This is a genomic window from Streptomyces sp. MK37H (genome assembly GCF_018035285.1).
Taxonomy (GTDB): domain Bacteria; phylum Actinomycetota; class Actinomycetes; order Streptomycetales; family Streptomycetaceae; genus Streptomyces; species Streptomyces endocoffeicus.
In genome coordinates this window covers 1-16,203 of sequence record NZ_JAAAYH010000200.1, presented here as the reverse complement: position 1 = coordinate 16,203, position 16,203 = coordinate 1, and the positions used below count along the sequence as shown (strand labels likewise).

General features: G+C 70.6%; 15 protein-coding genes, 1 pseudogene and 1 riboswitch. Of the genes and pseudogenes, 6 read left to right on the top strand and 10 right to left on the bottom strand.

What is annotated here, in order from left to right; translation table 11 throughout:
- Positions 1-1,079, top strand: a 1,079-nt coding sequence (locus GWI24_RS25510; protein WP_210948250.1) for a globin domain-containing protein, incomplete at its 5' end; no start/stop codon positions are given.
- 154 nt (positions 1,080-1,233) lie between these two features.
- Positions 1,234-1,872: pseudogene (locus GWI24_RS46615) on the top strand (pyridoxamine 5'-phosphate oxidase family protein); the annotation flags it as partial.
- A gap of 719 nt (positions 1,873-2,591) precedes the next feature.
- Here the strand turns inward: GWI24_RS46615 and GWI24_RS25500 are convergent.
- The 5 genes from GWI24_RS25500 to GWI24_RS25480 all read right to left on the bottom strand — a co-directional run bounded on the left by GWI24_RS25500 (position 2,592) and on the right by GWI24_RS25480 (position 6,402).
- The gene (locus GWI24_RS25500) at positions 2,592-3,101 is read right to left on the bottom strand and encodes an NUDIX domain-containing protein (protein WP_210948249.1); all 510 of its coding nucleotides are present in this window, start codon (positions 3,099-3,101) and stop codon (positions 2,592-2,594) included.
- A 42-nt stretch (positions 3,102-3,143) separates the two neighbouring features.
- Complete coding sequence (locus GWI24_RS25495; protein ID WP_210948248.1) at positions 3,144-4,040, bottom strand: LysR family transcriptional regulator; 897 nt, start codon at positions 4,038-4,040, stop codon at positions 3,144-3,146.
- Positions 4,041-4,237: 197 nt separating this feature from the next.
- A complete protein-coding gene (locus GWI24_RS25490) occupies positions 4,238-5,416 on the bottom strand; it encodes a cystathionine gamma-lyase (protein ID WP_210948247.1) in 1,179 nt (392 codons plus the stop codon).
- Positions 5,413-5,997 (bottom strand): low molecular weight protein-tyrosine-phosphatase, encoded by a 585-nt coding sequence (locus GWI24_RS25485; protein WP_210948246.1) that lies wholly within the window; start codon positions 5,995-5,997, stop codon positions 5,413-5,415. The genes GWI24_RS25490 and GWI24_RS25485 overlap by 4 nt, the downstream gene beginning before the upstream one ends.
- Before the next feature lie 24 nt (positions 5,998-6,021).
- Positions 6,022-6,402, bottom strand: a complete 381-nt coding sequence (locus GWI24_RS25480) for a phage holin family protein (protein ID WP_020870012.1) — start codon at positions 6,400-6,402, stop codon at positions 6,022-6,024.
- A 77-nt stretch (positions 6,403-6,479) separates the two neighbouring features.
- Here GWI24_RS25480 and GWI24_RS25475 point away from each other — a divergent pair, with 77 nt between their 5' ends.
- From GWI24_RS25475 to GWI24_RS25465, 3 genes are all read left to right on the top strand, one after another.
- Positions 6,480-6,797 carry a cupin domain-containing protein gene (locus tag GWI24_RS25475; protein ID WP_210948245.1) on the top strand — a complete coding sequence of 106 codons (318 nt, stop codon included), beginning with the start codon at positions 6,480-6,482 and terminating at the stop codon, positions 6,795-6,797.
- A 221-nt stretch (positions 6,798-7,018) separates the two neighbouring features.
- Positions 7,019-7,213, top strand: coding sequence for a DUF5326 family protein (locus GWI24_RS25470; RefSeq protein ID WP_210948244.1), 195 nt, complete (start codon positions 7,019-7,021; stop codon positions 7,211-7,213).
- Between the two features lie 422 nt (positions 7,214-7,635).
- A complete protein-coding gene (locus GWI24_RS25465; RefSeq protein ID WP_037954688.1) occupies positions 7,636-8,073 on the top strand; it encodes an SsgA family sporulation/cell division regulator in 438 nt (145 codons plus the stop codon).
- 104 nt (positions 8,074-8,177) lie between these two features.
- Here GWI24_RS25465 and GWI24_RS25460 read toward each other — a convergent pair whose 3' ends face one another.
- Complete coding sequence (locus tag GWI24_RS25460; RefSeq protein WP_210948243.1) at positions 8,178-9,602, bottom strand: YibE/F family protein; 1,425 nt, start codon at positions 9,600-9,602, stop codon at positions 8,178-8,180.
- A gap of 71 nt (positions 9,603-9,673) precedes the next feature.
- Positions 9,674-9,791, top strand: a riboswitch (TPP riboswitch).
- On the opposite strand from GWI24_RS25460, the gene thiC reads away from it, so the two are divergent.
- A complete protein-coding gene (gene thiC, locus GWI24_RS25455; RefSeq protein WP_210948242.1) occupies positions 9,784-11,553 on the top strand; it encodes a phosphomethylpyrimidine synthase ThiC in 1,770 nt (589 codons plus the stop codon). (Overlaps the previous riboswitch by 8 nt.)
- A 115-nt stretch (positions 11,554-11,668) precedes the next feature.
- Here the strand turns inward: thiC and GWI24_RS25450 are convergent, their stop codons facing one another.
- From GWI24_RS25450 to GWI24_RS25435, 4 genes are all read right to left on the bottom strand, one after another.
- Complete coding sequence (locus tag GWI24_RS25450) at positions 11,669-12,541, bottom strand: Bro-N domain-containing protein (protein WP_210948241.1); 873 nt, start codon at positions 12,539-12,541, stop codon at positions 11,669-11,671.
- 119 nt (positions 12,542-12,660) lie between these two features.
- The gene (locus GWI24_RS25445) at positions 12,661-13,509 is read right to left on the bottom strand and encodes a hypothetical protein (protein ID WP_210948240.1); all 849 of its coding nucleotides are present in this window, start codon (positions 13,507-13,509) and stop codon (positions 12,661-12,663) included.
- Between the two features lie 191 nt (positions 13,510-13,700).
- Positions 13,701-14,930 carry a metallophosphoesterase gene (locus GWI24_RS25440; protein WP_210948239.1) on the bottom strand — a complete coding sequence of 410 codons (1,230 nt, stop codon included), beginning with the start codon at positions 14,928-14,930 and terminating at the stop codon, positions 13,701-13,703.
- Positions 14,931-15,161: 231 nt separating this feature from the next.
- Positions 15,162-16,203: LacI family DNA-binding transcriptional regulator (locus GWI24_RS25435; protein ID WP_210948238.1), on the bottom strand; the 1,042-nt coding region annotated here is incomplete at its 5' end.

Sequence of the window (16,203 nt, the reverse complement as noted above, 5' to 3'; positions counted from 1 at the left end):
CCATCAGCGACAAGGTCACCTCGTACTTCTACGCGCTGCTCTTCGTCCAGCACCCCGAGCTGCGGCCGCTCTTCCCCGCCGCGATGGACGCCCAGCGCGACCGGCTGTTCAAGGCGATCCTCACCGCCGCCCGGCTCATCGACGACCCCGACATCCTCACCGAGTTCCTCTCCCGGCTCGGCCGCGGCCACCGCAAGTACGGCACCCAGCCCGAGCATTACCCGGCCGTCGGCGAATGCCTGATCGGCGCGCTCACCCGCTACGCCGTCACCACCTGGAACGACGAGGCCGAGGCCGCCTGGGTGCGGGCCTACACCGCGATCTCCCAGATCATGATCGACTCGGCCGCCGAGGACGAGCTGATCGCCCCCGCGTGGTGGCAGGCCGAGGTGGTCGGGCATGAGCTGCGCACCCACGACATCGCCGTGATCACCGTCCGCCCGGACCAGCCGTACCCCTTTCTGGCGGGCCAGTACACCTCACTGGAAACGCCCTGGTGGCCGCGGGTCTGGCGGCACTATTCGTTCGCCGCGGCGCCGCGCTCCGACGGGCTGCTCTCCTTCCATGTGAAGGCCGTCCCGGCCGGATGGGTGTCCTCCGCGCTGGTGCACCGGGCCCGCCCCGGCGATGTGATCCGCCTCGGGCCCCCCGCCGGTTCCATGACGGTCGACCACGCCAGCGACAACGGGCTGCTCTGTCTCGGCGGCGGTACCGGTATCGCGCCGATCAAGGCGCTGGTCGAGGACGTCGCCGACCACGGCCGCAGCCGTCCGGTCGAGGTCTTCTACGGCGCCCGCAACGATCACGATCTGTACGACATCGACACCATGCTGGGGCTGGCCCAGAAGCATCCGTGGCTCGCGGTCCGCCCCGTCGTCTCCGACGGCCCGACCAACGGCCTCAGCGGCCGGCTGCCCGACGCCGTGCGGCAGTACGGCCCGTGGAACGCGTTCGACGCCTATCTCTCCGGGCCGCCCGGGATGATCCGCAGCGGTGTCGATGCCCTGATGGGCATCGGCATTCCGTCGCACCGCATCCGGCACGACTCCATCGAGGAACTCGCCGCGGCCGCGGAATAGGACGCGGGCACGGACGGCATACGGCGAAACACCAACACTAGGCAGGCATTCCGGCGATTCCGGACGGCGAATCAGGACGGGGACAAGAACCGTGGACAGTGCGGAGCACCTGGACGACCGCGCGTGGCGTCCCGGGAGCGACGGCGAACACCATCTGCAGCGGCGACTGGGCACCGTCGACCGCGCCGACCGCTTCTACGACGACCAGGTGCTGGATCACCTGAATGTCCGGATGCGGGAGTTCATCGGGCGCCAGGAAATGTTCTTCCTGGCCACCTCCGACCAGCACGGGGAGTGCGACAGCACGTTCCGGGCCGGTCCGCCCGGCTTTCTGAGAGTGCTCGACACGCGCACGCTGGCCTATCCCGAATACCGGGGGAACGGCGTCCTGGCCAGCCTCGGCAATATCCAGGAGAACCCCCACCTGGGCATTCTCATGGTCGATTTCTTCCGGGACCGGATCGGGCTGCATGTGAACGGCCGGGCCCGGGTGGTGGAGGACGCGGAGATGCGCGCGGCACACCCCGGGCTGCCGGTGGACCCGGTGCCGGGGCGGCGCGCGGTGGTGTGGGTCGAGGTGACCGTCGAGGAGGCGTACATCCACTGCGCCAAGCACATCCCGCACCTCCAGAAGGTCCCGGCGCAGCGGCGCACCGGCGGTGGCGACGCCGCCCGGCACCGGGGGCCCTCCGATGACCAGGCCCTCGAGCACGACCGGGAGCGGGACTGGGGGACGGACGACGTCAAGCGGAAGGGCGGCGACTTCTTCGGCGCCGCGGCGGAGGCCCGCGAGGGCCGCAGGGTCCCGCCTGCTCCGCCCGTTCCGCCTGCTCCGTCCGCCCCTGCTGCCCAGCCTGCTCCGCCTGCTCCGCCTGCTCCGTCCGCCCCTGCCGCCCAGCCCGCTCCGCCTGCCCCGCCCGTCTCACGGCCCTCGTGGGCGGTGGACCTGCCGGGCCAGGCCGCCCGGCCTGTTCCGGCTGCCCGGTCCGAGCTGGGGGCCTCGGTCCCTCAGGCTCCGGCCGCCCCGGCTGCCCCGGACCCTCAGCCACTGACAGATTCGGACACTCAGGTCCTGGCCATCCCTCCTGCCCCGCCCACGTCACCGGTCTCGTGGCCGGTGGGCCTGCCTGCCCAGACCGCCCCGACGGCCCCGGCTGCTCAGGGCGCCCTGGGTCCTCAGGCTCCGGCCGCCGAACCGGCGCCACGGCCCCAGCCGATCGCGCGGCCCGAACCGGCTGCGCAAGCCGACGCGGTGGCCGACCCCGGTTCGCGCGCCGCTGAGCCCTCCGTCGTGCGTGATCTCAGCCCGGCCATCCGGCCGCAGGTCCGGCCCGACGCGGGGCCCGAGGACTGGCGGGAGGAGGCCGAGCGGGTGCTGGCCGAGGCGCGTCAGCGGGCGGCCCGGAAGACCCAGCAGCCGTTCAGCGGCTGGTTCCGTTAGGTCCTGCCCCGATAGAGCCCAGCCCCGCTGGTCCTGTTCGCGAAGCTCCGCCCGGCAGGGCTTCGCTTCGCTCAGCCGAGGTCGTCCGCGAGCAGGGCCAGCACGCCCTCGATGTTGGCGTCGAGATAGGCCCGCAGCGAGGGCGGCACCACCTCGACCGAGGCGATCCCCTCGCGGGTGAACGGGACGCTCACCACGTCGTACTCCCCGCACGGCTCGTCCACCTCCGGGCCGTGCCGCCGGGTGAGGTCCATCGAGGCGAGTCTGCAGACGAAGAAGTGCTGCACCTTCACACCGGCCGCGCCCGCACCCCCAGAGCCCTCCGCGCTCTCATCGGGATGCGGGACGGTGTCGACGAAGGCGGGCACCACGTCCGTCACCTTCGCGCCCAGCTCCTCGTCCACCTCGCGGTACAGGGCCTCGACGACGGTCGCGTCCTCGGGCTCCATCCCGCCGCCCGGAGTGATCCAGTACGGCGCCTGGCCGGGCTTGGTGCGCTTGATCAGGATCATGCGGGGCGCGGTGTCGCCCTCGAGGAGAATGGCGCGGGCGGTGCGTTTGACCACGGGTCGTTCGGTCATGCAGGACATCTGCCGCACCCGTGGTCCCGCGAAACCACTTACTCACCAATCGACAGCCGCGCGCAACAGCCACTCCTGCGCCCGCGCGATATGCGGCAGCGCGAGTGCCCCGGTCCGCACCACCAGGAAATAGGTGCGCAGTGGCGGCACCGGCGGGTTGAGCAGCGCCACCACCTCCCCGGCGTCCAGCGCGTCCATGCACAGATAGCGCGGCAGAACGCCGATCCCCGCACCCTGCGCGACGCAGGCGAGCACCGCGCGCAGATCGGGCACGATGATCGTGCCGGCGGTGACCGGCCGGGCGTCGAAGACGGCCGACCAGTAGCGGGTGACCAGCGGCAGGCTCTCATGCACCTCGACGACGGGCAGCGCCTCCAGCGCCCGCACCCCCTTGACCTGGAGCACCGCGGGACCGCCGAGCCGGGCGGCCCAGCGCGGGGCCGCGACCAGCACATGCTCCTCGTCGCACAGCGGGGTGGCGGCCAGCAGCCGCCCCCGGGGCCGGGCGGTGGTGATGGCCAGGTCGTGATGGCCGGCGCCCAGCCCCTCGAACAGCTCCTCGGCGCTGCCGAAGGCGCAGCGCACCGCGAGCCCCTGGGTGACCAGGGTGGTCAGCGCGGGCAGGGCGCGCAGCGCGGTGAACTCCGGAGGGCCCGCGAGATGCAGGGTGCGCAGCGCCGAGCGGTCGTCCAGACCCGCCTCGGTGATCTCCACGAGGGCGTCGAGATGTGGCGCGGCCTTGTGGGCGAGTTCGTCCCCGACGGTGGTGGGGACGACGCCGCGCGCCGTACGGAGGAACAGGGGGCGGCCGAGCTGCCGCTCCAGGGTGCGTATCTGGCCGGTGACGGCGGGCTGGGAGAGCCCGAGCAGTCCGGCGGCGCGGGTGAAGGACCCGGCGCGGTGAACCGCGACAAAGGTGCGTAAGAGGGCCAGATCCATGCGGTTCCCCTCGCCTCGTCGAGCCCCGAACGCATGCCAACTATAAATATGCCGATAGGTCCATGTCGCTACTGTGATTGGACACTGACGCTGAGTCAACTAGCCTTGTTCAAGCGGTTCTCCACGAGAAGAACCGGGGCGTCTCAAGCCACGAGGGGGGAGGCTTGAGACGCCCGCACAGGCATACCCGCCCGCTTTCAGCCACCCGCCCCGGTGCTTGCCGTGCCCGATGCCGCGTCCGTGTCGGATGCCGTATCGAGCGCCCGCAGCACATCCGCGATCAGATCCTCCGCGTCCTCCGCGCCCACCGAGAACCGGATGAAACCCTCGGGCACCGCGTCGCCGCCCCACCGCCCGCGCCGCTCCGCCGTGGAGCGCACCCCGCCGAAGCTGGTGGCGTCGTCCACCAGCCGCAGCGCGGTCAGAAAGCGCTCCGCGTGCTCCTTGTCCGGCAGGGTGAAGGAGACCACACAGCCGAAGCGCCCGCCGCGCATCTGCGCGGCCGCCACCCGGTGGGAGGGATCGGTCGGCAGACCGGGGTAGCGCAGCCCGGCGACCTCGGGGCGGTCGCGCAGCGCCTCGGCGAGGGCCAGGGCGGTCGCCGCCTGGCGGTCGACGCGCAACTGGAGGGTGGCCAGGGAGCGGTGGGCGAGCCATGCCTCCATGGGGCCGGGGATCGCGCCCACCGTCTTGCGCCAGGCCCGCACCTCCGCGGCGAGCCGTGGATCGCGGCAGGTCACATAGCCGAGCAGCACATCGCCATGGCCGGTGAGCGCCTTGGTGCCGCTCGCCACGGCGAAGTCCGCGCCGAGCTCCAGCGGGCGCTGGCCGAGCGGGGTGGCGAGGGTGTTGTCGACGGCGACCAGCGCGCCCCGGGCGTGCGCGGCCTCGGCGAGCCGGCGGATGTCGCAGACGTCCAGTCCGGGATTGGACGGAGTTTCCAGCCACAGCAGCTTCGTCCGGTCGCCCAGCGCCTCCAGGGTGGCCAGCTGGGCGTCCTCGCCGGTCGGGGCGGTGCGCACCGTGACCCCGTAGCCCGCCAGCCGCTCGATCAGCGCCGGGAGCAGCTGATAGCCGTCGGACGGCAGGACGGCCGCGTCGCCCTGGCGCGGCTGGGACAGCAGTACGGCCGAGATCGCGCCCATACCGGAGGAGAAGACGACCGTCTCGGCGTCGGTGCCCGGTGACTCCAGCTCGCTGATCGCCCGCTCCAGCAGGGACCAGGTGGGGTTGGCGTCCCGGCCATAGGTGTAGGGGCCGACGGCGTCGCCGGGGAGGTGGTAGTGGGCGGCGAAGACCGGGCCCGGCAGCGTCGGCTCGTACGCCTCGGCCTCGGGCAGTCCGGCCCGTACGGTGCGGGTGCCGTCGCCGGTCATACGGATTCCTTCCCCGCGTCCGGGCCGTCGGCGGCCGACGCGTTCTCGACAGTGGCGCTTCCCGCGGACTTCTCCGAGGCGTCGACGGCCTCGGCGACCGCGTCCAGCAGCCCGCCGCTCGCGGCCTCGATCATCTCCAGGCACTCCTCGAAGTCGTCCAGCCCGCCGAAGTAGGGGTCCGGCACATCGAGGCCGCCCAGCGCGTCGTGGTCCGCGTCCGGGTCGTAGCTCCGCAGCAGCCGCACCTTCGCGGCGTCGTGCGGGGTCGGCGCGAGAGCGCGCAGCTCATGCAGATGGCCGCTGTCCAGGGCGATCACCAGATCGAGTCGATCGAACCACTCGGCCCGGAACTGGCGCGCGATGTGATCCTGCTCATAGCCATGGGCGGTCAGTACGTCGATGGCGCGGCGGTCGGCCCCGTCGCCCTCGTGCCAGGGCCCGGTGCCCGCGCTGTCCACCTCGAGGAGGCCGTCCAGCCCGGCCTCCGCGGCATGGGCGCGGAAGACGGATTCGGCCATCGGTGAGCGGCATATGTTGCCGGTGCAGACAAAGCAGACATGGTAGGGCGACGGGTCTCTCATGCCTTCCATCATCTCCGGCCGTGATCAGTCCTTGTCATCGGGCAGTACGACATGCAGGGCCCACGCGACTATGGAGACGATCAGGCCACCGAGCACCGCCGTGCCGAAGCCGTCGACGTCGAAGCTCAGGTCCAGCTTTCCGGCCAGCCAGGAGGTCAACAACAGCATCAGGGCGTTGATCACCAGTGTGATCAGCCCGAGGGTCAGGATGAACAGCGGGAAGGCCAGCAGCTTGACGATCGGCTTGACCACCACGTTCACCACGCCGAAGACCAGCGCCACGAGAATGAGGGTGAGCGCTTGGCGGCCGGTGTTGTCACCGGTCAGCGTGATGTCCTTGAGCAGCCAGATGGCGACGCCGAGGGCGCCGGCGTTCGCGATCGTCTTGACGAGAAAATTCTTCATGGTTGAGATCGTCGCAGACAGGCCCCGGCGCAGGCAGGGGCACCGTAGGCATGGGTCAGGCAGGGGTGGAGAGGCGAATGAAGGCGTTCCGGCTGGATGAGCTGGAGGCGGAGCGGGCCGCGAACGACGGCGCGTATCTGCAGTTCCTGCGGGAGCGGAACATGTCCGTGGGGCTGTACGCGCTGAACGCGGGCCAGGCCGACCCGCAGTCGCCGCACGGCCAGGACGAGGTGTACGTCGTGATGAGCGGCCGGGCGTCGGTCACGGTGGGGATGGAGACGACACAGGTGGCGCGGGGCAGTGTGGTGTACGTCCCGGCGGGCACGGCGCACAAGTTCCACCACATCACCGAGGACCTGAGGGTGCTGGTGGTGTTCTCGCCGCCGGAGAGCTGAGCCGTCCCGGGGCCTGGCACCGGTGTCGGTGAGCTGATCCCGGTCCAGGGCCTGTCCATCGCGGAGCCGATGTGTGTCCGGCCGGTCCCGTAGGGGTCCGGTCAGGGGAGGACGGGGGGCGCGGGCCGCCCGCGCGCCTCCGTCCCGTCCTAGCATCGACGGCAGGGAAGACCGGCCGTCGGCGTCCGGATCCACGGCTCGGAGAGAAAGCAGGGAGTCACGTGACCACGAAGGGGATATTCCAGGGCTTGCCGTGGTGGGTGACCTGGATCGCGATACCGGTCCTCGTCCTCGCCGTGTTCGGCGGCCTGATCATGAGCGTGGTCGGGTTCGTGGTGAGCCTCGTCTTCAAGGCGCTGCTGCTGGTGGTGCTGATCGCCGGGCTGATCTACGTCGTACGGAAGTTCACTTCCTGACCCGCCGCGCGGCGCCCGCCGCGTCACCCGGGGCCTGACGCATCCCCGCAGGCCCTGAGGCACCCTTTTCGCGCACGGATAGGCCGCGCGAGGGATACCGCCGGGGCGGGAGCACCGCCCGGCGCCACCCTGCCGTTACAGTGCGAGTCCTCGGCGTTCTTCCTTCGGCGTCTGCCTCGCAACAACACCCCGGGGGTGCCTGTTGACGACAGCGATCTTCGATACGGCCGGTGCGCCGGCCCCGATCCCCCGCCCACCGGGCCCGCGCCGTCCGCGCCGCCCGGCCCCGCGGGTCTCCTCATGGCAACACTGGCCATTTTCGTTCCCTCACACGAGGCAAACCGACTCCGCACCGCAATCGAGTCGCTACGCTCCAGAGTCGGCGAAGCGCAAACAACCCGGGGCGGCGAACGATGCGTGAGATGCGTGACACGGTTCAGGCGGAAGTGACGATGACCTTCCTGGTCTCGCAGGATCTCTCCTTCCGGATCCCGGTCGAGCTGTCCTACGACAGCAGCGACCCCTATGCCGTCGAGATCACCTTCCATTTGCCCGGCGACGCGCCGGTGAGCTGGGCCTTCGCGCGGGAGCTGCTGCTGGACGGGTTGAGCAAACCCACCGGCGAGGGGGATGTGCGAATCGCCCCCGCCTCCCCCGAGGGGCTTTCGGACGTCTTCATCAGGCTCCAAGTGGGTTGTGAACGGGCCCTGTTCCGGGCCGGGGCCGCTCCCCTGGTGGCCTTCCTCGACCGGACGGACCGGGTGGTGCCTTTCGGCCAGGAGCCGGCGGCCTGTGACCCGGTCGGCGATCTCGACGCCGAACTCCACCGCATCCTGGCCGAGGACCGGTACGCGGGCTGAGAGCCGGATGCGCGGCGGGCCGAGGCTCAGTGTTGTGCCGTGGCCGAGCTGACGGGCAGCGTGCCCGTGGCCTCAGGGCCCCGTGGCCTCAGCGCCCCGTCGTATCAGCGCCCCTTCGCCCGGCGGCGCCGCCCGCGTCCGCCCCGGCCGGTCCGGGCCGCCTGGGCCGTCTGGGCGCCGCCCGCGTCGGCCACCCGCTCCACGCCGCCGTCCGCCGCCGGGGTGCGGTCCGCGGAGACCACGAGCACGGCCAGCGCGGTGGTCACCGGCACCGAGGCGACGAGCCCGATGCTGCCCACCAGCGTCCGTACGATCTCCTCCGCGACGATCTCGCTCGTGGCGACCGTGCCCACCCCGCTGTCCGCGACGGAGAACAGCAGCAGCAGCGGAAGCGACGCGCCCGCGTACGCCAGCACCAGGGTGTTCACGACGGAGGCGATGTGGTCCCGCCCGATCCGCATCGCCGCCCCGTAGAGCTTGCGCCGGGACGTGGTCGGGTCCGCGTCCCTCAGCTCCCACACCGCCGAGGTCTGGGTGACCGTCACATCGTCCAGCACGCCCAGCGAGCCGATGATCACGCCCGCGAGCAGCAACCCCCGTATCTCGATGTTCGGATAGAGGCCGTGCACCAGCCCGGTCTGGTCGTCCGTGTTACCGGTCAGGCTCGCCCAGCCGATGAACAGCGAGCCCAGCACCCCGATCAGCAGCAGTGACACCAGTGTGCCGAGCACGGCGACCGACGTACGCGCCGTCAGCCCATGGCACATGTACAGCGCGAGAAGCATGATCGCGCTGCCCCCGACGACCGCGACCACCAGCGGATTGGAACCCTGAAGTATCGCCGGGAGGATGAACAGCGTCAGCACCCCGAAGCTGATCGCCAGCGCCACCAGCGCGAACACCCCGCGCAGCCGCCCCACCACCACGACCGCGAGCGCGAACAGCCCCGCCAGCAGCGCCATCGGCATCGACCGGTCGACGTCGGACACGGAGTACTGCAGTTCCTTGGGCGCCTTGGGCGCGTACGCCAGCTTGAGCTCCTGCCCGGCGCTGAAGTGACGCGAGGCGTTGGGCTGGACGATTTCGGGGAAGGTGCGGCCCTTGTCCTTGCCCGAGGTGACCTCGATCGTGGCCTTCTCGCAGACGCTCTTCTTCCCGCCCTGGCCAGGGGCGCCGTTCTGGGCGGCGCCGTCCTGGCCGGGCTCGGTGGGCGCCTGCGGCTGGGCGTTCACATCGGCGCAGTTCACCTCCTCGACCTTCACCACCCGTCCGGCCACGGTCGTCTGGTCGAAGCCGAGACCGCTGCGGCCCTGCGCCTTGTGGTCGGGCGTGCCGCCCGGCCAGAGCACGATCAGACCGGCCACGACGGCGACGGTGAAGGGGATGAGCACCGCCGCGATGATCTTGCGGAGGCGCGCGGAGACAGGGGTGGCGGGGCCATGGCCGTGGGAGTGGCCGTGGCCGTGGCCCTGCGCCTGATCGGAGAGGTGGGGCTGCTCGGGCGGGTGGTCCTGCTGGATGGCGGTCACGGTCGCATCATCGCAGGACACGTGGGCCCCCTGTTCAGCGCTGTGGATAAACCGTTAGCGTGGTGACGAACCTTTGCAATCGCGGGAGCTCGGAGCACCGGGCTGAGAGGGCGCTGACGCTGACGGCTGCGCCGACCGCTGAACCTGTTACCGGGTAATGCCGGCGTAGGGAGTGGGTCTCATGACTCAGCAGAATGCACCATCGCGCGCCGAGACGGCCGAATTCGGCTGGCATAAGGGATATGTCACGGGTTCGCGCCCGGACCTCCAGGTCCCGGTCCGCCGCGTGCACCTCACCAACGGCCAGGATGTGACGCTGTACGACACCTCCGGCCCGTACACCGACCCCACCATCGAGACGGATGTCCGCCGCGGCCTGGCGCCGCTGCGGCAGAACTGGATCGTCGCCCGCGGCGACACCGAGGAGTACGCGGGCCGTCCCGTCCGCCCCGGGGACGACGGGATCAAGCACACCGCGCCCCGCGGGGGACTGCGCAACCTCGACGCGGTCTTCCCCGGCCGTCCGCGCCAGCCGCGGCGCGGCCGCCCGGGCGCCCCCGTGACCCAACTCGCCTATGCGCGGCAGGGCGAGATCACGGCGGAGATGGAGTACGTGGCGATCCGCGAGAATGTCTCCCCCGAGGTGGTCCGGGAGGAGATCGCGGCCGGCCGCGCCGTCCTCCCGGCCAATGTGAACCACCCGGAGATCGAGCCGATGATCATCGGCAAGCGGTTCCTGGTGAAGGTCAACGCCAACATCGGCAACTCCGCCGTCACCTCCTCCATCGAGGAGGAGGTCGAGAAGATGACCTGGGCGACCCGCTGGGGCGCCGACACGGTCATGGACCTCTCGACCGGCCGCAACATCCACACCACCCGCGAATGGGTGCTGCGCAACTCCCCGGTACCCATCGGCACAGTGCCGCTCTATCAGGCGCTGGAGAAGGTCGACGGCAAGGCCGAGGAGCTGACCTGGGAGATCTACAAGGACACGGTCATCGAACAGGCCGAACAGGGCGTCGACTACATGACCGTCCACGCCGGCGTCCGGCTGCCGTACGTCCCGCTGACCGCCCGCCGCAAGACCGGCATCGTCTCCCGCGGCGGCTCCATCATGGCGGCGTGGTGCCTCGCCCACCACCAGGAGTCCTTCCTCTACACCCACTTCGAGGAGCTGTGCGAGATCCTCGCGGCGTACGACGTCACCTACTCGCTGGGCGACGGACTGCGTCCGGGGTCGATCGCCGACGCCAACGACGAGGCGCAGTTCGCGGAGTTGCGCACCCTCGGCGAGCTCAACCGGATCGCCAAGGAGCGCGGCGTCCAGACGATGATCGAGGGCCCGGGCCATGTCCCGATGCACAAGATCAAGGAGAACATCGACCTCCAGCAGGAGGTCTGTGAGGAGGCCCCCTTCTACACCCTGGGCCCTCTCACCACCGATATCGCCCCCGCCTACGACCACATCACCTCGGGCATCGGCGCCGCGATGATCGCCTGGTGGGGCACGGCGATGCTCTGCTACGTCACCCCCAAGGAGCACCTGGGCCTGCCGGACCGCGATGACGTCAAGACCGGCGTGATCACCTACAAGATCGCCGCCCACGCGGCCGACCTGGCCAAGGGGCATCCGGACGCCCAGGCATGGGACGACGCGCTCTCCGACGCGCGCTTCGAATTCCGCTGGGAGGACCAGTTCAACCTGGCCCTCGACCCGGACACGGCCCGCTCCTTCCACGACGAGACCCTCCCGGCGGAACCGGCCAAGACGGCACACTTCTGCTCGATGTGCGGGCCGAAGTTCTGCTCGATGAAAATTAGCAGAAGCATCACAGAGCAGTTCGGCGGCGACGCCGACGCGACGCCCGAGGAGATCGAGGCCGGGATGCTCCAGAAGTCCAAGGAGTTCGCGGAGGCGGGCAACCGCGTGTATCTGCCGATCGCGGACTGAGAGCCGGATGCAGGGAGTCGCCCGAACCGGCCCCGGACGGGACAGCCGGGCGCTATCCTGCGGGTGGGTCCGAAGCCGCAACTTCGAATTGCGACTTCGGACCCTTTCCGTGCGACTAAGCGGGCGGGAGCTCAGCCACATAGACCGGATGACCGCTGTCCGTCACACCTTGCTGGCGGATGCAGCGGTGCTTCTGCAGAAACCGCAGACAGGCGTGCACCCGCTGCCGGGTGAGCCCCGTCTTCTCCGCGAGCGTTTCCAGTGAGTGGCCGACCCGGCCGGCTTCCGCCAGCGTGGGAAGGATGTAGACGGCTACCGCCCACACATCCTCGGTGATGCTCAGCCGGGCCTTCCACTGTGCGAACAGGTCCTCCGTCCTGAGCCTCAGCTCCCGCTTGTCTGCCTCGGGCTCTGCGCCCGGTCGGCAGCCCAGAGCGTCGAGGATCTGTGACCATGCCTGCTCGGACCGGTGCAGGGAATCCAGTACCTCCGTATGGAAGCGTTCGGTCCGCATCTCCAGTCGGACGATCGCGTCCATGAGCTCGCTCGGTGGAGTGGGGCGGGAGACCTCGGAGACCTCCAGCGCGTATGAGCCCTCGCGTTGGACGGTGGCGATCACCCTTGAGACCCACTGTTTGAAGGGCAGGCACGCGGGCTTGGTGCAGCCGTTCACCAGCTGAATCAGGCCTTGCAGATTCACCAGATGCAAGTCTCGACGCCACTCCCTACCTGCGGGAATGCTGAGACCGTAACGTGAGGTTACGTTCTCAAGCGTAGACTTTCCGCCAGCTTGCACATGATCTGCCAACGCCTTTCGGGGGTTGGTGTGGCCAAGTTCCGCACAGACGTCGACCGTCGGGAACCAGTGTTCGCCGTCCGGCATGGTCAGTCGGCGCAGCCGGGCCCCCGTGGCCGCGTAGACGAAGTCGTTGACGTCCATGGCGTCGTGCCGGGCGGATGGGCCCGGCGGTGTGTCGTGTTTGCGCATCGCGCATCACCTCCACCGACGGACGCTAAACCTCACCGCCCATCAATTCCCCCGAATAGGCGGAAGTTCGCTCGATCGGAGGGAAATCGATCAATCTGATGGCGAATCGCCCACCAGTGCTAGTCCGGCTGGTGCTCCGGCCCGCCGTAGTCGGGGCTGGTGTAGTCCGGGCTGCTGTAGCGGGGGCGGGCCTTGGGGCCTTCGCCGTCGGTGCTGAAGCCGGGGCGGCTGTAGCCGAGGTGCGGGGTGCGGCTGACCGCCTCGGGGTTGATCGGGACGTACGCGGAGGGCGACGGGGCCGAGGGGTTGGCCAGGGCCTCGCGGAGGAACGGCAGGATGCCGCGCTCCAGCAGGGCATCGCGCCAGATCTCTCTGGCGCGGTCCACCTCCTCCAGCCGCTCGCTGCGCGCCTCGCCGCGGATCGCGCTGGAGCCGTTGCGCAGCGCGGTCAGAAGCAGTCCGACGGCGGCGATCAGGATGGCCGCGGCGGTCAGCGCGGCGAAGAACCAGCCCGCGGTGACCATCGGCTGGGCGATGGACGGGGCCGGGTCGAGGACGTTGAGGACGTAGCCGACGATGAGGAAGATGATCGCGGCGGTGCCGGCGAGCACCGGGGCCAGCACCGCGAGCATGGCGACGAGCCCCGCCCCCGCAGCGTCCTGCATCGCACCGGCGAGCCCCACCGTGCCGTCCGGCTGCTCGCGCTCGCCCACGTCCCCGGCGAGCGGGAAGAGCGGGGCGGGCTCGCGCAGTTTGGCGCGCGTCTCGCGGTAGGTCCGGTACTCGTCGGCCGCGCATGCCGCTATCGCGGCCGATGCCCCGAGCGCCATCGTGCGCAGCTGCTCGGCAGTGAGCCGCTGCCCGAGACCGCTGAGGTCCGGGCGACGGTCCGCGGTGCGCAGTGCCTCGTCGAGAACCCGCTCGAACTCCGGGCGGTCCTCGGTCAGCAGGTGCGGAGCGCTTTTCATGGTGCATCCCCCGATGCTCCGTAGGGCCGTGACGACCGGCTTTCGCCGGGCAGTCGGGCGGAAACGGAGGAGAGCCTGCGACGGATAAGCCGATGGTAGAGCCGATCCGGCGCGGGGTGACAGTAAGTTTCCCGAATTGCTCCCGCGTCGGTGAAACCCTCTATCTGCCCCGGACAGCGTCCGCTGAATCCTCAGTTCGCCAGGGGAAGTTGAACGACCAGCAGTTTTCCGGCCATCGTGATGCCGCCGTCCATGGCCACCGCGAGATTGTCCGCGTAGACATGCGGGCCCTCGACCGCGGGCGCGCCGCCGTCCTCGCCGTCCTCGGAGCCGACCTCGCCGAGCAGATACGGGATGGGGCTGTGGCCGTGGACGATGCGCTCCCCGCCGTAGGTGTCGAGCAATTCACGCGCCGCCGTGGGCCCGGCGTCCTCGTCGCGGAAGGCGAACCGCTTGGTGAATTTGCGGAACAGGTCCCAGCACTCGTCGGCGTCGCTGCGCTGCAGCGTCTCGGTGACGGTGTCGTTGACGGCCTCGATCGAGTCGCCGTACTCCAGATAGGCGGTGGTGTCGGAGTGGACCAGCAGATGGTCGTCCTCCTCCGCCATCGCGTCCAGCCGGGACATCCACTGGAGGTGGTGGTCCTCGAGCCGCTCCATGTCGCTGCGCTGGCCGCCGTTGAGCAGCCAGGCCGCCTGGAAGGAGGCCGTCCCGGCACCGGAGTTGACCGGCGTGTCGCCGAACCGCTTGGCGCCGATGAGCAACAGCTCGTGATTGCCCATCAGCGCCTTGCAGTAGCCGCCCGCGGCGGCGGCCTCGGCGGAGAGCTGCATGACCAGGTCGATGACGCCGATGCCGTCCGGGCCGCGGTCGGTGAAGTCACCGAGGAACCACAACCGGGCGTTCCCCGCGGACCAGTTGCCCTTGGCGTCGATCAGACCCTCGGCGGCGAGCGCCTCGCGCAGCTCCTCGTGGTAGCCGTGGACATCGCCCACGACGTACAGCGGACCGGGGCCCTCGTCCTGGGCCAGCGGGCCGTCCTCGGGCTCGGGCACCGGGGCGAGCGCCACGGTGGGGCGGTCCTGCGGCGGGACGAGTGGGGTGTCCGGGATGGTGTGGCCCGGGCCCAGGACCGGGAGCCGCTCGGTCGGGGTGTACTCGGCGGGCAGGGGCGTGGGTGTGTCCGGCGCGGGCGCCCCGGGCGCCGGAGCGCCGGGCGCGGGTGCGCCGGGCGCGGGCTCCTCGGGCGCGGGCGCGGGCTGCGGCACGGGCGCGGCGGTGCCCGGCGCGCCGGGCGCGTACCCGGGCGGCACGGCTCCGGGCGCGACCATGCCGGGCGGGGTGTGCGCCCCGTACGCGAGCACAGGAGGGATCGCAGCCGTGGTCCCTGCCGTGGCTTCCAGACCGGCCCCCTGAGTCATCGACCCCTCCACCATCACGCCGCCGTGCCACCTTGTGGACCTTGCCTGGTCGACGGCGGTCCGCGGTGTCGTCCGCCCATCATAGGAATGACCGTGAGGGCTTGTGACGCACCAGGGTGCCGTCAATCGCAGCTCGCTCCTGCTTCGTCGGACTTTTATCCCGGATTGGCCCAGTAGGGGAAGCCCATTGGCCTCAGGTCCTCCTCGGGTCATCCTTGAGTCGCCCTCAGGTCAGCCTCCAGCACGGCTGCGCGGGGCGCTGACCGTCGTACGCGGCGGACGGCGCTGTGAGGACGTCCGCACCATCAATTCGGTGGGTATGACCTGCTCAACGGGCTGGTCGGTGTCAAGGCCCTCGATGGCGTCGATGAGCAACTGGACGACCGCCGTGCCGATCCGGCGGGGTTTGAGTGAGAGGGTCGTGATGGGCGGCTCGGTGGTGCGGTAGACGGTCGATTCGCTGCAGCACACCAGCAGCAGATCGTCGGGGACCCGCAGTCCGTAGCGTCGGGCGGCGGCGAGCAGATCGGTGCCGTTGGGGTCGAAGAGGCCGTAGACCGCGTCGGGGCGGTCGGGGCGGGCGAGCAGCCGGTCGGCGGCGATGGCACCGGCACAAGGGTCGTGGGCCGGGTACGCCTCATAGACCGGATCCTGTCCCACCCGTTCGCACCACTGCAGGTACGCCGTGGTGGACAGCCGGGTGTAGGTGTCGGTGGAGGTACCGGTGAGCAGTCCGATCCGGCGGGCGCCGGCCTCGGCGAGATGGTCGAGCAGCCCCAGCACCGCCGCCTCGTGGTCGTTGTCGACCCAGGCGGTGACGGGGAGGGCGCCGGCGGGGCGGCCGTCGCTGACGACGGGGATGCCCTGTCGTAAGAGCTCGGTGACGACCGGATCGTGGTCGGAGGGGTCGATCACCACGGTGCCGTCGAGGGCGACGTTGGACCACACATCGTGGCGGGAGGTGGCGGGGAGGATGACGAGGGCGTAGCCGCGGGCCAGCGCGGCGGAGGTGGCGGCCCGCGCCATCTCGGCGAAGTAGGCGAACTCGGTGAAGGTGAAAGGTTCATCCCCGTACGTGGTCACGGTCAGGCCGATGAGGCCGGACTTGCCGGTACGGAGCGTGCGGGCCGCTGCGGACGGGCGATAGCCCAGCCGCTCGGCGACCTCGCGGACATGGCGGCGGGTGGCCTCCGGGAGCCGGCCCTTGCCGTTGAGCGCGTCGGAGACGGTCGTGATGGAGACCCCGGCGGCGGCGGCCACGTCCCGGATGCCC

Coding starts and splice junctions, on each gene's coding strand:
- GWI24_RS25500 (WP_210948249.1), bottom strand. CDS start 3,101: ATGACCGAACGACCCGTGGTCAAACGCACCGCCCGCGCCATTCTCCTC.
- GWI24_RS25450 (WP_210948241.1), bottom strand. CDS start 12,541: ATGCGCAAACACGACACACCGCCGGGCCCATCCGCCCGGCACGACGCC.
- GWI24_RS25495 (WP_210948248.1), bottom strand. CDS start 4,040: ATGGATCTGGCCCTCTTACGCACCTTTGTCGCGGTTCACCGCGCCGGG.
- GWI24_RS25480 (WP_020870012.1), bottom strand. CDS start 6,402: ATGAAGAATTTTCTCGTCAAGACGATCGCGAACGCCGGCGCCCTCGGC.
- GWI24_RS25485 (WP_210948246.1), bottom strand. CDS start 5,997: ATGAGAGACCCGTCGCCCTACCATGTCTGCTTTGTCTGCACCGGCAAC.
- GWI24_RS25445 (WP_210948240.1), bottom strand. CDS start 13,509: ATGAAAAGCGCTCCGCACCTGCTGACCGAGGACCGCCCGGAGTTCGAG.
- GWI24_RS25475 (WP_210948245.1), top strand. CDS start 6,480: ATGAAGGCGTTCCGGCTGGATGAGCTGGAGGCGGAGCGGGCCGCGAAC.
- GWI24_RS25440 (WP_210948239.1), bottom strand. CDS start 14,930: ATGACTCAGGGGGCCGGTCTGGAAGCCACGGCAGGGACCACGGCTGCG.
- GWI24_RS25490 (WP_210948247.1), bottom strand. CDS start 5,416: ATGACCGGCGACGGCACCCGCACCGTACGGGCCGGACTGCCCGAGGCC.
- GWI24_RS25465 (WP_037954688.1), top strand. CDS start 7,636: ATGCGTGACACGGTTCAGGCGGAAGTGACGATGACCTTCCTGGTCTCG.
- thiC (WP_210948242.1), top strand. CDS start 9,784: ATGACTCAGCAGAATGCACCATCGCGCGCCGAGACGGCCGAATTCGGC.